This window comes from Pirellulales bacterium (genome assembly GCA_035533075.1).
Taxonomy (GTDB): Bacteria; Planctomycetota; Planctomycetia; order Pirellulales; family JAICIG01; genus DASSFG01.
On sequence record DATLUO010000081.1, the window covers coordinates 1 to 14,324 of the forward strand.

Here is a 14,324-nt window from a genome sequence, read left to right on the forward strand (position 1 = left end):
CGACGAGCCCGCCGATAAGGTGATCTTCCACCTGCCCGTCACAAGGCCCTGGTTGAGGCAGCTCGTTCTGGGCCTGGCCCTGCACTGCCATAGTTCGTTCCGTGGCATTCAGGATCTGCTCGGCGACGTGTTCGACACCTCTCTGTCCATCGGCACCATCCACAATGTTCCACAACGCGGTGGCTCAAGCGCGCGAGGCCAACGCGCGGCCGGATTTGTCGCGGGTCCGGATCGGCGCTCACGACGAAATCTTCCAGAACGGCCGACCCGTCTTCGGTGGTCTCAATGTCGAGTCGACGTACTATTATCTGCTCAGCTTGGAAGACCATCGCGACGCCGAAACGTGGGGCGTGCGTCTCTTGGAGAGGACGGTCGAACGAAAGCTGAAGGTGATTCGCAGCCGCTGGCAGTCTTGACGTCCCTGCCCACATGGCCTACCGGGACGCCGACGTCCCGGCGCGCCGGGGCTCGCCGAGCCGGCCACAATCGGGCCACGAAAGGCCAGTTTTTGGCCGCCGGAACGGCTTTTGGCCGCTTCCAGCCCCGGTTTTCGGCTTTTTTTGGCCTCCGGGGGCATTTTTCGGGTTGCTTTTTCGCTTTTGTCGGTTTTAATCGTCCCGTCCCCACATTTTTCGGACGGACGTGCGTTTTGTTCTATTTCCCTGGTCCCCGCGAGGAGGATTGCGAAACTATGGCGAAAGCCCCAGCAGCGACGGGAGCGAAAAAGCCCAAGGCTCCCAGCAAGAGTGAAGTGTTGAATGCCATTGCCGAAGAAACCAATGTGCCGAAGAAGGACGTGGCCGCCGTCCTCGACGCATTGACCACCGAGATCCAAAAGGCGATGAGCAGCCGCGGTCCGGGAATGTTTCAGATTCCCGGCCTGGTGAAGATCACCCGCAAGAGCGTGCCGGCCCGCCCGGCGCAGAAGAACGTGCCGAACCCCTTCAAGCCCGGCGAGTTCATGGACCGCCCCGCCAAGCCGGCCTCGAAAAAGGTGAAGGTCATTCCGCTGAAGAACCTGAAGGCCATGGTCTGACGACTTGTTCGATCGGCTCACGGACTATCCAGCCCGGCACGCGGCACTTCATCGCTCGTGCCGGGCTGTGTTCGTTTGCTGTCGACGATCAGCGTGACCGGCCCGTCGTTGACCAACGCCACCTGCATCGTTTGCCGAAACCGGCCGGTGGCGACTTCGATCTGCGCGGCCCTCGCGGCGCTGACGAAGACTTCATACAGCCGCTCGGCTTTTTCGGGCGACGCCGCGGCCGCGAAACTTGGCCGGCGGCCGCGCCGGCAATCGCCCAACAGCGTGAACTGACTGACGACGAGCATCGCTCCGCGAGCTTCGCGGAGCGACAAGTTCATCTTGCCGGCCTGGTCTTCGAAAATGCGCAGGCCGGCAAGTTTGTCGGCCAGCCAGCGCGCGTCGTCTTCGCCGTCGTCGGCAGCCACTCCCAACAGCACCAGCAGGCCGCGGCCGATTTCAGCCACGACTTCGTCGCCGACGCGGACACGTGCTTCCAGCACTCGTTGAACGCAAACTCGCATGGAAATAGGGTACAGGGATGAGGGAACAGGGGAACAGGGTAGAGGCGTCAGGCGTCAGGCATCAGGCGTCAGGCATCAGGCGTCAGGCATCAGGCATCAGGCATCAGGCATCAGGCAATTGCAACTTTGCGATTTGCAATTTGCAATTTCCCTCTCACTCCTGTTCCCTGCGCCCTCTAACCTGTACCCTGTAACATAATGACGCCCGTCCTCCTGCTCGCCGTCTATTGCACGCTGATCTTTGCCGCCGCGCTGTCGGGCGGGCTGCTGCCGTTTTTGTTTCGGCTCACGCACGTCTGGTTGCAGCTCATCATGAGTTTTGTGGGCGGCGCGATGCTGGGCGTTTCGCTGTTGAGCCTTCTGCCGCACGCCTTCTATGAGTTCGACGGGGCCATTTATCCGGCGGCCATCTGGCTGTTGGCTGGATTCTTGGCGATGTTCTTTGTCGAACGGGCATTCCACTTCCACCACCACGATGCACCGCCGCAGGCCGACGCCTGTGAGACCGCCGGACAGCACAAACACCACGATCGCAGCCATCACTCGCCTGCCCATCCGCATGCGACGGAGCCGCGGCGGCTGACCTGGACGGCCGCTCTGATCGGCCTGGCGCTGCACAGCATGATCGACGGCATGACGCTGGCGGCCAGCGTCGTCGCCACGTCGTCGCACGAAATGGTGGAGGCGTGGACCGGCCTGGCCGTGTTCCTGGTGATCGTGCTGCACAAGCCGTTCGATTCGCTCACTTTGGGTTCGCTGATGCTGGTCGGCGGGCAAACGGCACGGACGCGGCACGTCGTCAATTTTTTTTATGCCCTGGCGGTGCCCACGGGCGCCGCCCTGGCTTACTTCGGCGTCGAGTATGAGGCCGGCGGCGGCTCGCAAGTTTTGGGGCCGTTGCTGGCGGTCGCGGCCGGCACGTTTCTGTGCATCGCGACCAGCGACCTGCTGCCTGAACTGCAGTTTCATTCCCACGACCGCGTCAAGCTTTCGGCCGCCCTGCTGGCCGGCATCCTCCTGGCCGGCGTCATGGTCTGGTTTGAAGAGTCAGGCCATTCGCACGAACACGGCCCGCCGGTAGGAACGCGGCACGGGCACGACGAGCCGTGAGCTGCGTTCGCCCGGGTGATTCACTGGCCCGCCCTGGATTGATCAACGAACCGCGGCCCCTCAATTTGACTTCGGTATCACCGACTCTCGGCGAGGCAGTATAGCGCGTGCTCGCCGCGCAGAAACAGCTCATCACCGGCGATTGCGGCCGACGCGCTGAAGGTGTCGTCGAGTTGGTTGCGGGCCAACAGCCGCGGCGTGTCGCTATGGCTGATCACCAGCGTCAAGCCGCTGCGATCGGTCACGTAAACACGATCGGCCGCGCCGACGGGCGAGGCATAAACCTCGCTGACTCCGCCCAGGCGAAGCGGCCCTGGCCGGTCTTCGCCCGTCCGCGCATCGACTCGATTGAGGATGCCCTGATAGTGCGTGAGGAAATAAAGCGTGTCGCCGTACAACAGCGGCGACGGAACATAGGGCGTTCCGCGCGAGCGGCTCCACAGCACCTGTTCGCTGCCGGTGATGTCGCCCTGGGCGCCTTCGAGGCGAATCGCCAGCAAGGCACGCTTGTCGTAACTGCTCCCCACATACACTACTCCGCGGCTGGAAACCGGCGAGGCCACGATGTTGGCCGACAGGCCGCCGCACTCCCACAGAATCTTGCCGCTGGCCAGATCGTAGCCGCGCACGCGGTTGGTGCCGCTGATAATGACCTGCGGCTTGCCCGCCTGTTCGACGATGATCGGCGTAGCCCAGGAAGTGACTTCATCGCGTGCGACTTTCCAACGCTCGTCACCGCTCCGCTTGTCGAGGGCCACCACGAACGACTGGCCCTCATGGTCCCAATTGATCACGAGCGTGTCGCCGTAGAGCGCAGGCGACGCTCCCTCACCGTGCCCGTGCAGCGACTGCATGAGGCCAAAATCCTTCTGCCAAAGCACTTCGCCGTCGAGATCCAGGCAGTAGAGGCCGAAGGAACCAAAGAATGCAAACAACCGCTCGCCGTCGGTGACGGGCGAATGCGAGGCCAGGCTCGCAGTGTGGTGTCCTTGCTCGTGCGGCAGCGCTTCGCGCAGTTCTCGTTGCCAGAGGATGTGGCCGTCGCCCCGGTCGAGCGCCAGGGCCACAAACCGCTGCCGGCGGGTCACGGGCAGATTGTCGTGATTGCCCGGAGCCGTGCTGGGCCGCGGCGGCATTGGGTCGCCATAGGGCACGGCAGCGGTCAGAAACACGCGGTCGCCCCAGACGATCGGCGTCGAATGTCCCAGGCCCGGCAATGCGACCTTCCAGCGGACGTTCTTCGTTTCGCTCCACTCGATCGGTGGATTGGCCTTCGGTGCGACGCCGTTGGCCAGCGGTCCCCGCCATTGCGGCCAGTTCTGCTCGGCATCTTGGATGCGAACAACGGTATCCGCGGCAGCGGTTGGTGCCGCCAACAAGAGGAACGCGCAGAAGAAATCGAAATAGCGACGAGCCATGTGGTCATTGTGACAGATTGTGGCGGAGACGGTGCCGTGGCGGCGAGTCGGTCCCTCACGGCTGCGGCAGTTGCGGGACCGTCGGGGGCCGAGGCGGGAAGAACTCATCGCCGCGCATTGGCTCATACGGCGCCTGCCGTATCAGCTCGACAGCGCGATTCAGCGCGTTGACGACATATCCGGCCAAGACGACGGGCCAGCGATCTCCCTCGCCAATCCCCATCTCCCGGCGGAATGCCGGATCGTCTAGTCTGTCCTTCGCCCAGGGGTAGGCGTCGTCGAAGCAATGTTGGACCAAGTCTCCGACCCGATCCTCTGTAAGAATCCCGCGCTCCGCTTTCAGTGAATGCGCGAGCTGCTCGACCAACTCCTCATCGAGCCCAGCTACGACGCGAAGATCACCTACCATTTCGGGGGGCAGCGCGCGCCCGCTGACCTCGTCTGGGACCAACAGAAATTCATCGGGCATAGCGACTGGCCTGGCTTTTATCGAGGGCGGTTTTAGCCGACGGCGAGGTTTCGCTCACCTCTAATAATGGCATCGTCAACGTGCATGAGGCAAGCCCTTGGACGGCATCCGACGACCAAAAAGTTCCTAGAAATCTACCAACCGGCAAAGTCGGAGGCGATGAGGCGCCATAATGCGTTCCACCAGGCGATCTCGCACGCGGATCCATCCGATAGCCGTTGACGAGCAGAGGGCGAAAACAATCGCCGGCAGAGCGATCAATCGAAAACCCAAAATGGTGGTGGGTATTCTTCATGCCAGCAATCCCCTGATCACTTCGCCGTGTACGTCCGTCAGGCGATATTCGCGGCCTTGGTATTTGAAGGTCAGACGCTTGTGGTCGAGGCCCAATTGGTGCAGCACCGTGGCGTTCAGGTCGTGGACGTGGACGGGGTTCTCGGCGATGTTGAAGCCAAACTCGTCGGTCTTGCCATAGCACACACCAGGCTTGATGCCGCCTCCCGCCAGCCACATACAGTAGGCGTCTTTGTGATGGTCGCGGCCGGGCGACGTCTTGACGCCTTCGCCGGAAATGCCTTGCCGCAACGGCGTGCGGCCGAACTCGGCGCCCCAGATCACCAGCGTTTCGTCGAGTAGGCCGCGTTGCTTGAGATCGCGGACCAGGGCGGCCATGCCCAGGTCGACGTCGCGGCACTTGGCCGGCAGCCGTTTGGCAAGATCGGCATGATGGTCCCAGTCGGCGTCGTAAAGCTCGACCAGCCGCACGCCACGCTCGACCAGCCGCCGGGCCAGCAGGCAGTTGCTGGCGAAGGACGGCTTGCCCGGCGTCGCGCCGTACAGAGCGAGCGTCTCGGCCGGTTCGTGGCTGATGTCAACCAGCTCCGGCACCGACATCTGCATGCGAAAGGCCATTTCATATTGGCTGATCCGCGTGGCGATCTCCGGATCGCCCACGGTGGCAAGCTGCCGCTGGTTCAACTCCTGGACGGCGTCGAGCACGCGGCGGCGGTCGGCGGCGGCGTGGCCCGGCGGATTCGACAAGAACAGCACCGGGTCGCCGCTGGAGCGAAGCTGGATGCCCTGGTAGACGCTGGGCAAAAAGCCCGCCGACCAGAGCGAGGTGCCGGCGCCGCCGAGCGGCCCCGATTGCAGCACGACGTAGGCCGGCAAATCCTGACTTTCTGAGCCGAGTCCATACAGGACCCAGGAGCCAAAGCTCGGACGGCCGCCGCGGCCGAAGCCCGTGTGCAGGAACATTTGGGCGGGGGCGTGATTGATCTCGTCGGTGTGCAGCGAACGGACAATCGCGATGTCGTCAGCCACGCCCGCAAGCTGCGGCAGCAGCTCGGAGATTTCCTGCCCGCTCTGTCCATGTCGAGTGAACGTGAACGGCGAGCCGGCCAGCTTGAGCTCGCCGCCGATGAAGGCGAAGCGCCGTCCGCGAGTCAACTCTTCCGGGCAGGTCTGGCCGTCGCGTGCGTTCAATTCGGGCTGGTGATTGAACAGATCGAGCTGCGATGGGGCGCCGATCATGTGCAAATAGATGACGTGCTTGGCGCGCGGCGGCAAGTGGCCGGCGTGCGCCGTCAGCGGGCCCGTCGGTTCAGCCGATGCTGCCGCCGCACGATCTTCGTTCAACAGGGCGCCGAGCGCCACGGCGCCCAGGCTCAGGCCCGAACGACCGAGGAAGCCGCGTCGCGTCAGGTTTTGGAGGTAGGTGTTGATGGGGTGCATGGCTTGGGATTGGAGGCGTAAAGCGTATCTACTGTGGCGATCTGGACTTCGTCGGCTTCGACCTCGAGCTGGCTGCCGTTGCTGAACAGGACCGAGTGCCGAAAACAATCGGGCCGACTGCCGAGGTCGACTTCGTCGTACATCCACTGCATCAAGGTCGCACGAAACTCGCTTGCAAAAGCGTTGCTGTTGAGACGGACCTTATCGACCGTGCGGTAGGTCATCAACACCGTGCCGCTCAGTGGGGAGTCGCGCTTGAGCAGAATCGCGAAGAAGGGCCCGGTCTGACCCATCCAGAATACTTCTGCATCGTGCAGCCTCACCCCGTCGAGAAGTTTCAGCGCCGAATCGGGCAGCTTGTCGCGCACCGCCGCCAACCGACGCTCGTACCGGCCCTCCGCATCTTCCCAATCGGCGTCGGCGGCGTCCATGTCAGCGACGTCAGGCCGCTGCAGACGCACATAAAGATCGGGGGTGAAAAACTTCATTTGCCCTTTCTCGCCTTGGCATTCGCCGTTTCATAAAATGTATGACCGTGTGGCGGCGGACTGCGTTGCTGGAAGTGTGGCAGGGCCATCGCGCCCGCCGACCAGGTGTGTTTCTGTTGTCGCATCCACGGGCCTACCGCTTCTTCGATTCTTAACGCCACTTGCCGATTCGCCTGCGCATCGTCGCCACAGACCACAACGTCCTGACCACCGTTGCGTCCGCTGATCGCCGTTGCCGTGTCAATTTCGCCGCCTTTGATAACGGCCCCGCTGCCATCGGTAGCCCTTGTCGCGAGGTGGATTGTCGTAGCGGCCGGTGGGACGTGCTGCTGATCTCCGTTGGGTTGGTTCAACGTTATTGTATCCCCGTTGGTGCATCAAGTCGCCGGTCGTCAGCAGGTCGTGTTAATTCTTGGTGATCGTCTCATCCAGGTTCAACAGGGCCGAGGCCACGGAATACCAGGCGACAAGCTGGTCCGTCGGACCGGCACTCGCAGCGCCGGCTTGCTCGGCCAGTGTCTTGGTGGCCGCCTGGCCGGCATGGGCCGCGGCCAGTTGCCCATCGTGTAATTGTCGCAAGACGGCCAGTTCCGCATCGTCGGGGTTTCGCGCCAGGCACAACCGCCAGGCATATCGCAACTGTTCATCGAGCGGCGCATCGGCGCGCTCGCGCAAGACACGCCCGGCCAAGGCAAAGGCTGCTTCCACATACACCGGATCGTTGAGCAGCGTCAGGGCTTGCAGCGGAGTGTTGGACCGCGAGCGCTTGACGGTGCAAGCCAGCCGGGCATTCGCGTCGAAATTGACGAAGCTCGGATAGGGCGAAGCCCGCTTCCAGACGACGTAGACGCCGCGACGATACCGCTCGTCGCCAGGGCTGACGATATACTCCAGCGGCTGACCACCGACTTTCGTCCACAAGCCGTCGGGCTGAGGAGGGCGAATCGGCGGTCCGGTCGCACGCAACGAGAGCAAGCCGGCGATGGCCAGGGCGTTGTCGCGAATGGTTTCGGCGGCGAGGCGGAACCGCGGCCCACGGGCGTAAAGCAGATTCTCGGCGTCGCGGGCCAACTGGTGGGTTGTCGCCCGTGAAGATTGCCGATACGTCGCCGAAGTCACGATCTTCCGCAACACGTTCTTCATCGACCAACCGTTCTCCATCAACTCGACGGCCAGCCAATCGAGCAATTCGGGGTGCGTGGGCGGCTCGCCCTTGATGCCGAAATCTTCGAGCGTGGTCACAACGCCGTGGCCGAACAATTCGGCCCACCAGCGATTCACCACTACGCGGGCCGTGAGCGGATTGTGGCGATCGACCAGCCAACGGGCCAGCGTGAGGCGGTTGGGCGGTCCTGCCGGCAGCGGGTGTAGCACGGGCGGAACAGCGGCCTGAACCGGCCCGCCGGGCGTGCGGAAATCGCCCCGCGTGAAAATGCTCGTCGCTCGCGGCGCCGCCAACTCACGCATCACCAGCGTGGCCGGCTTCTTCAGCGCTTGCTGCGATTTTTGCAGCGCATCTCGGCGGGCACGCAGTTCTTGCGCGGTGGCGTCGCGCTCGAGCCGGAAATCGAGCAATCGCGAGTGTTGCGCGTCGCTGCGCGCCTCCGCCGCGGTTTTCAAAATCGCCGCCACCTCGGCCGGCAGCGACGCGGCCCCAGGGTCGCCCGTCAAAGCCGAAAGACGCAGCCGGCCAAGGGTGCGGCCAGTGCCAAATTGTTGCACCAACGTGAAGGTCAGGCGCGTGCCGCCTTCGTTGCCTGGCAAGGAAGGCACATCGAAAACCGCCCAGTGTGGTTGATGGAATCGGGGTGCGATTGCCCAGCCGGTCTTCGGTCGCTCGTCGAGTGCGGCGGCCAGCGGAAAGTTCGCTTGCTCAAAGCTGGCACTTCGGGCGACGAGCCGCACCGGCTGCGGCGGACGACGGTCGTCCAGCGGCGCCGCCGTGACGGCGAACGTGTTGAGCACGAAGTTCGGTCGATCGGCGTCGCCGCGCCCCGGCCCCATGCCCGGCAACGCCGGATCGGTCAACGCGTCGAGTCTGATGCCCGTGATGCCGCGCAGCGTGGTCTCCACCACGATGGTGTAGGTGTCGACGTTCGGGGAATCGTCGACCAGCAACACCGAATCGTCGTCGAGCAGCTTGTGCGCGGACCCTTCGGCCGATTGGAATTCGGCGATCTTGAGCGCGTGCGTGGTCGGCGCTCGGTCCACTTCGCCGGCCAGCGTCGCTTCCCAAGCGGCCAAATCGCCGCCAAGCTCGCCGCGCCGCGCGGCAATCGCCTGGTCGATTTCCTGCATCTCGCCCTTCAGCCGCTGCTGCTCGGCTTCGATGGATTTGTCGGCCAGTTCCAGCGACGGACCGAGAAAACGGATCGAACCGGGCACATTCGGATTGCTGCGGTCGGCCTCGATCTCGGTGTTGTTGAAGAAGGCCAGCAAGCCGTAATAATCTCGCTGCGTGAACGGATCGTACTTGTGGTCGTGACACTGGGCGCATTCCAGCGTCGTGCCGAGCCAGACGGTCGCCGTGGTGTTGACGCGGTCGATGACCTGGTTGGTGCGCGTTTCTTCGGGGTCGGATCCGGCTTCGACGTTGGTGGTCGTCGAGCGATGAAAGCCCGTCGCGATAAGCTGCGATTCGGCCGCGCCCGGCAATAGATCTCCGGCGAGCTGCTCGACCGTGAACTGGTCGAACGGCATGTCTTCATTGAGGGCGCGAATCACCCAGTCGCGATAAGGCCATAGCTCGCGCAGATCGTCGCGTTGAAAACCGTGCGAATCGGCGTATCGGGCCAGATCGAGCCAGGGCCGCGCCCAGCGCTCGCCGAACTGCGGCGAGGCCAGCAGCCGATCGACAAGCTTTTCATAGGCGTCGTCGCTCGCGTCGGCGACGAACGCGTCCACGTCGGCCGGCGAGGGCGGCAAGCCGATGAGATCGAGCGACACGCGGCGGATGAGCGCCGTGCGGTCGGCATCGGGCGAATGCGGCAAATGTTCGCTCTTCAATCGGGCCAAAACGAAATCATCGATCGCATTGCGGCACCAGGCACTCTCCGCCACCTTGGGCCGCGCCGGCCGGACCGGCGGCACGTAAGCCCAATGGGCGACGTGCTCGAGCTGAGCGGGCCAGACGGCACCGGACTCGATCCAGGCACGCAACGTTTCGATCTGCCGCGGCGTCAGCGGCTTGCCACGGGCCGGCATGATGTCGTCGTGGCCTTCAGGCAGCATGACGCGACGCAACAACTCGCTTTCGTCGGGTTTGCCGGCCAAGATCACGGCCCCGCTACCGCCGCCCGCCAGGGCCGACTCACAAACGTCGAGCCGCAAGTCGCCTTCTTGCCGCCGCGGTCCATGACATTCCAGGCACGAACGTTCAAAGATCGGGTAAACATCACGCGCAAAATCGACCACGGGCGTTTGGGGTTCCGCCCGAACGGGACTGGAACACGCGAGCACGGCGAACAACACCGCGACGCAACATCGAAAAGTCTGTGGGCTGAACATGATGCAAGATGCCGGGTCACTACGGCGCGTTCCGTAGGTTGCTCCATTATGCCGGATGTCGCCCTGGATTTCACGCCAGTGACGGAAATCGTAGAAACGGACGGGGCCGGCGGCTATCATGGCGTGCCACGGAACCGAGGTCACACATCAGAGGCGTTCTTTTTATGCATTGGGTTCAGGTCTATGATCCTTTCCATTCACCTTGGATCTCGACCTTGGCCGCCGGAGTGCCGATCATCGCGCTGTTGGGTTTGCTGGCGCTGGGCATGCATGCACATCGGGCGGCGGTGGCAGGGCTGGTCACGGCACTGGTAGTGGCGATGGCCGGCTTTGGCATGCCCGCACGCGCCACCCTGGCCGCCGCTGGCTATGGGGCCTGCTTCGGCTTGCTGCCGATCGGCTGGATCGTGGTTGCCGCGGTCTTTCTCTACCACCTGACTCTCCGCTCCGGCCAGTTCGAAATCGTCAAGCGTTCGGTGGCCGCGATTTCGCCCGACCGGCGGCTGCAAGCGCTCCTGATCGCCTTCTCGTTCGGCACGTTCGTGGAGGGCGCGGCCGGCTTCGGCACGCCGGTGGCCATCTCGGCGGCACTGATGATCGGGCTGGGCTTCTCTCCGCTGTATGCCGCCGGCCTGGCGTTGATCGCCAACACGTCGCCCGTGGCCTTCGGGGCGCTCGGCACTCCCATCCTCACGTTGGCTCAAGTCACCGGCTTCGATGAAATGCTGATCAGCAAGATGGCCGGCCGTCAGCTTCCCCTGTTTTCGCTGATCGTGCCGGCCTGGCTGGTGGCGACGATGGCCGGTTGGCGCGGCGTCGTCGGATGCTGGCCGGCGATCGCCGTTTGCGGCGGGAGCTTTGCCGGGTTGCAGTTTCTGACTGCGAACTTCCACGGGCCGACGCTGGTGGATGTTGTCGGTGGGCTCGGCTCGCTGGTTTGTCGGACGCTGTTCTTGAAAGTCTGGCGGCCGCGAGAGGTGTGGCGATTTGCCGATGAGCCGGTGCAGACGGTTCTCGCCGATCAGCCGCCGTTGCGCGTCGGCCAGGTCGCTTATGCCTGGATGCCTTGGGTGTTCTTGTCAGTGATGGTCTTGCTATGGGGCTGGCCCCCGGTCAAGACGGTTCTCAACGGAGGCCCGACGGACCGGCCCAACCTGCTGGCCGGCCGAAGCAAGCTCTCTTTTTCGGTTCCCGGCTTGGACAAATTCGTCTATCGCACGTCGCCTGTGGCCGTCGTGCCCGCCGGTCTCGATCACGCGGCCGAACCGGAGAAAGCGGTCTACGATTTCAACTGGCTGTCGGCCACCGGGACGGGCATCTTTCTGGCGGCCATTCTTTCGGCCGTGTGGCTGCGAATCGGGCCGAAGCAGTTCATGGAAATCTTCCTGAGCACCGCCTGGCGAATGCGGTGGGCGCTGCTCACGATCGCCTGCATGTTGGCCTTGGCGTTCGTGACCAAGTACAGCGGCAGCGATGCCACGATGGGGCTGGCGTTCACCCGCACCGGCTGGTTTTACCCGTTCTTCGCGCCGCTGCTGGGCTGGCTGGGCGTGGCTCTTACTGGGTCCGATACTTCGTCGAACGCGCTGTTCGGCAGCTTGCAACGGATTACCGCGGAGCAGCTCAATCTCAATCCGCTGTTGATTGTGGCTTCCAACAGCACGGGCGGGGTGATGGGCAAGATGATCGATGCTCAGAGCATCGTGGTGGCGGCGGTCGCGACCGAGCAAACCGGCGGCGAAGGCAGGATCCTGCGGTTCGTCTTCTGGCACAGCGTGACGCTGGCGGCGTTGATTGGGCTCTTGACGATGTTGCAGGCCTATTGGCTGACTTGGATGATTCCGCAGGCGTCGCCCTAAAAATCCCCCTCGCCGCAACCCATGTCGGGGAGTTAAGATAACATCGGTGAGGCGTGGTTGAACCGCATCGACGCGTGGCCGAGAGAACAACATGGATAGCTGGGACCTTGCCCTTTGGGCGATCGCCGGTTACGTGGCGGTCTTCACGCTGGTGCGGTTGATGAATGCCCGGCGCACCAAGGTGCTCGGCGAGCTGCGCGAGCGTGCGGCCGCGCAAGCCAGCCGCGCACCGGCGACCGAAGAAGGCGAGGCAAAGAAGTAGTCAGGCTTTCGGCCTGACGGAGTTTTATGTCAGGCCCGCAAGCCTGACTGGGAATATGGGTCGGAAACTATACATCGAAACCGTCGGCTGCCAGATGAACATGCTCGATAGCGAGCTGGTGGTCGCCAGCCTGCGCAATCAGGGCTATGAGCTGGTTTCGACGCCCAAAGAGGCCGACACGATCCTGTTCAACACCTGCAGCGTCCGCCAACATGCCGAAGACAAAATCTACAGCGCCCTGGGCCGCCTGAAGCACGCCAAGACCCGTCATCCCGACAAGATCATCGGCGTGCTGGGGTGCATGGCCCAGAAAGACCAGCGGCTGATCTTCGAGCGCGCCCCCTACGTCGATCTCATCGTCGGTCCCGGCCAGCTCCACCAGGTGCCGGCCCTTTTGCAGGAAATCGCGGCCGGCGGCGGGCCGCGGATGGAGGTCAGCCTGGGCCGCAAGGAGGGCAACCGTCACGAAGTGGAAGAAAGTTTCGAGAGTTACGACCCGCTGCGCGACGAGCAGATGCGGCCCACGCCGTACCAGGCGTTTGTGCGGATCATGATCGGCTGCGACAAGTTCTGCACCTATTGCATCGTGCCCAGCGTGCGCGGGCCGGAGCAAAGCCGCCATCCCGGCCAGATCGAGGCGGAAGTCCGCCGGCTCGCCGCCGAGGGCTGCCGCGAGATCACGCTCCTGGGGCAAACCGTCAACAGCTACCGCTATCACGCCGACGGACGGACCACGCGGCTCGCTGATTTGATCAGCCGGCTGCATGAGATCGACGGTCTGGACCGCATCAAGTTCGTCACGAACTTTCCCAAGGACATGACCGACGACCTGTTGCAGGCGGTGCGCGATCTGCCCAAGTGCTCGCACTATTTGCACGTGCCCGCCCAGAGCGGCTCGAACGAGATTCTGCGCCGCATGAAGCGGAACTACATGGTGGAAGAGTATCGCGAGATGCTGGGCCGCATTCGCGAAACAATTCCCGACGCGGCGGTGACGAGCGACTTCATTGTCGGCTTTTGCGGCGAGACCGACGCCGACTTCGAAGCGACCGCAGAGCTGGTGCGCGAGTCGCGGTTCAAGAACAGCTTTATTTTCAAGTACAGCCCGCGGCCCGGCACGAAGTCCGACGAGTTGTTTGCCGACGACGTGCCCGAAGAGGTGAAGCGCCGCCGCAATAACGAGCTGTTGGCCATCCAGAATACGATCAGCGAGGAAGACAACCAGGCGTTTTTGGGCCGCGAGGTGACGGTGCTTGTCGAAGGGCCGAGCAAGAGCAGCCGGAAGCACGCCAGCGACGGCGAGGCATTGCAGCTCACCGGCCGCACGAATTGCGACCGCATTGTGGTGTTCGAGGGCAACCGCCGACTGATCGGGCAGTTTTTGCCGTTGGTCGTTTACGATGCGAATGCGTTTACCCTGTTCGGCAGCGTGGTGACCCAGCACGTGGGACCGGAGATATTCGAGTTAAGGGTAGCCAATGGAAGATCCGGACCGGGGAATCCACCAATTATGGCGGGAGCCTTGGGAGGGGCTGCATCGCCATGACTCCAAGCACTACTGAGGCAACGGTCGAGCAGCAAAATCTTGCGACGCGAATTGAAGGGTTTTATCACTTCTTGAACGCCAAGCAGTGGCAGAAATGCTTTGACCTTGTCGACCCTAAGCTGAGGGACGCAGGTGAAGTTGAAATTGCGGCCTACACCAACTCGCTCTCGTCATTCTTTGCGAAGCACGGGCCGATGGTGAGTCAGACCGTTGAGCGTCTGCGACTCTACGTGAACGCTCCGAATAAGCATGACGACCGAGATTTCGCCTACGGGCTGGTCGCGTTGGAAGATCGGGAACATCATTCCCTTAAGATACGCGAACGTTGGGTGAAAGCGTCGGACGGCCGCTGGTACACACGGACGGCGGGCATGGTGTAATTG

General features: G+C 63.3%; 14 protein-coding genes. 7 read left to right on the top strand and 7 right to left on the bottom strand.

Features of this window, described 5'->3' with window-relative positions; all coding sequences use genetic code 11:
• Nucleotides 1–164: 164 nt before the first annotated feature.
• Entirely contained in the window at nucleotides 165–416 is a 252-nt protein-coding gene (locus tag VNH11_10530; protein ID HVA46789.1) for a hypothetical protein, read from the top strand.
• Between the two features lie 275 nt (nucleotides 417–691).
• Nucleotides 692–1,036, top strand: coding sequence for an HU family DNA-binding protein (locus tag VNH11_10535; GenBank protein ID HVA46790.1), 345 nt, complete (start codon nucleotides 692–694; stop codon nucleotides 1,034–1,036).
• A 17-nt stretch (nucleotides 1,037–1,053) separates the two neighbouring features.
• On the opposite strand, the gene dtd is transcribed toward VNH11_10535, so the two are convergent.
• The gene (dtd, locus tag VNH11_10540; GenBank protein ID HVA46791.1) at nucleotides 1,054–1,548 is read right to left on the bottom strand and encodes a D-aminoacyl-tRNA deacylase; all 495 of its coding nucleotides are present in this window, start codon (nucleotides 1,546–1,548) and stop codon (nucleotides 1,054–1,056) included.
• Nucleotides 1,549–1,746: 198 nt separating this feature from the next.
• Between dtd and VNH11_10545 the strand changes: the two genes are divergently transcribed.
• Entirely contained in the window at nucleotides 1,747–2,658 is a 912-nt protein-coding gene (locus VNH11_10545; GenBank protein HVA46792.1) for a ZIP family metal transporter, read from the top strand.
• Between the two features lie 77 nt (nucleotides 2,659–2,735).
• On the opposite strand, the gene VNH11_10550 is transcribed toward VNH11_10545, so the two are convergent.
• The 6 genes from VNH11_10550 to VNH11_10575 form a co-directional block, all read right to left on the bottom strand.
• Nucleotides 2,736–4,076 carry a PQQ-binding-like beta-propeller repeat protein gene (locus tag VNH11_10550; GenBank protein HVA46793.1) on the bottom strand — a complete coding sequence of 447 codons (1,341 nt, stop codon included), beginning with the start codon at nucleotides 4,074–4,076 and terminating at the stop codon, nucleotides 2,736–2,738.
• Between the two features lie 55 nt (nucleotides 4,077–4,131).
• Nucleotides 4,132–4,545, bottom strand: a complete 414-nt coding sequence (locus VNH11_10555; protein HVA46794.1) for a hypothetical protein — start codon at nucleotides 4,543–4,545, stop codon at nucleotides 4,132–4,134.
• 291 nt (nucleotides 4,546–4,836) lie between these two features.
• The gene (locus VNH11_10560; protein ID HVA46795.1) at nucleotides 4,837–6,279 is read right to left on the bottom strand and encodes a DUF1501 domain-containing protein; all 1,443 of its coding nucleotides are present in this window, start codon (nucleotides 6,277–6,279) and stop codon (nucleotides 4,837–4,839) included.
• Complete coding sequence (locus tag VNH11_10565; protein HVA46796.1) at nucleotides 6,246–6,767, bottom strand: hypothetical protein; 522 nt, start codon at nucleotides 6,765–6,767, stop codon at nucleotides 6,246–6,248. The genes VNH11_10560 and VNH11_10565 overlap by 34 nt, the downstream gene beginning before the upstream one ends.
• Nucleotides 6,764–7,120, bottom strand: coding sequence for a hypothetical protein (locus VNH11_10570; protein HVA46797.1), 357 nt, complete (start codon nucleotides 7,118–7,120; stop codon nucleotides 6,764–6,766). Before VNH11_10570 ends, VNH11_10565 begins: the two co-directional genes overlap by 4 nt.
• Before the next feature lie 52 nt (nucleotides 7,121–7,172).
• A complete protein-coding gene (locus tag VNH11_10575) occupies nucleotides 7,173–10,274 on the bottom strand; it encodes a PSD1 and planctomycete cytochrome C domain-containing protein (GenBank protein HVA46798.1) in 3,102 nt (1,033 codons plus the stop codon).
• A gap of 164 nt (nucleotides 10,275–10,438) precedes the next feature.
• On the opposite strand from VNH11_10575, the gene VNH11_10580 reads away from it, so the two are divergent.
• The 4 genes from VNH11_10580 to VNH11_10595 all read left to right on the top strand — a co-directional run bounded on the left by VNH11_10580 (nucleotide 10,439) and on the right by VNH11_10595 (nucleotide 14,321).
• Nucleotides 10,439–12,133 carry a lactate permease LctP family transporter gene (locus VNH11_10580; protein HVA46799.1) on the top strand — a complete coding sequence of 565 codons (1,695 nt, stop codon included), beginning with the start codon at nucleotides 10,439–10,441 and terminating at the stop codon, nucleotides 12,131–12,133.
• A 91-nt stretch (nucleotides 12,134–12,224) separates the two neighbouring features.
• The gene (locus VNH11_10585; GenBank protein HVA46800.1) at nucleotides 12,225–12,395 is read left to right on the top strand and encodes a hypothetical protein; all 171 of its coding nucleotides are present in this window, start codon (nucleotides 12,225–12,227) and stop codon (nucleotides 12,393–12,395) included.
• A gap of 55 nt (nucleotides 12,396–12,450) precedes the next feature.
• Nucleotides 12,451–13,941, top strand: coding sequence for a tRNA (N6-isopentenyl adenosine(37)-C2)-methylthiotransferase MiaB (gene miaB, locus VNH11_10590; protein HVA46801.1), 1,491 nt, complete (start codon nucleotides 12,451–12,453; stop codon nucleotides 13,939–13,941).
• Nucleotides 13,938–14,321, top strand: coding sequence for a hypothetical protein (locus VNH11_10595; protein ID HVA46802.1), 384 nt, complete (start codon nucleotides 13,938–13,940; stop codon nucleotides 14,319–14,321). The genes miaB and VNH11_10595 overlap by 4 nt, the downstream gene beginning before the upstream one ends.
• Nucleotides 14,322–14,324 lie beyond the last annotated feature (3 nt).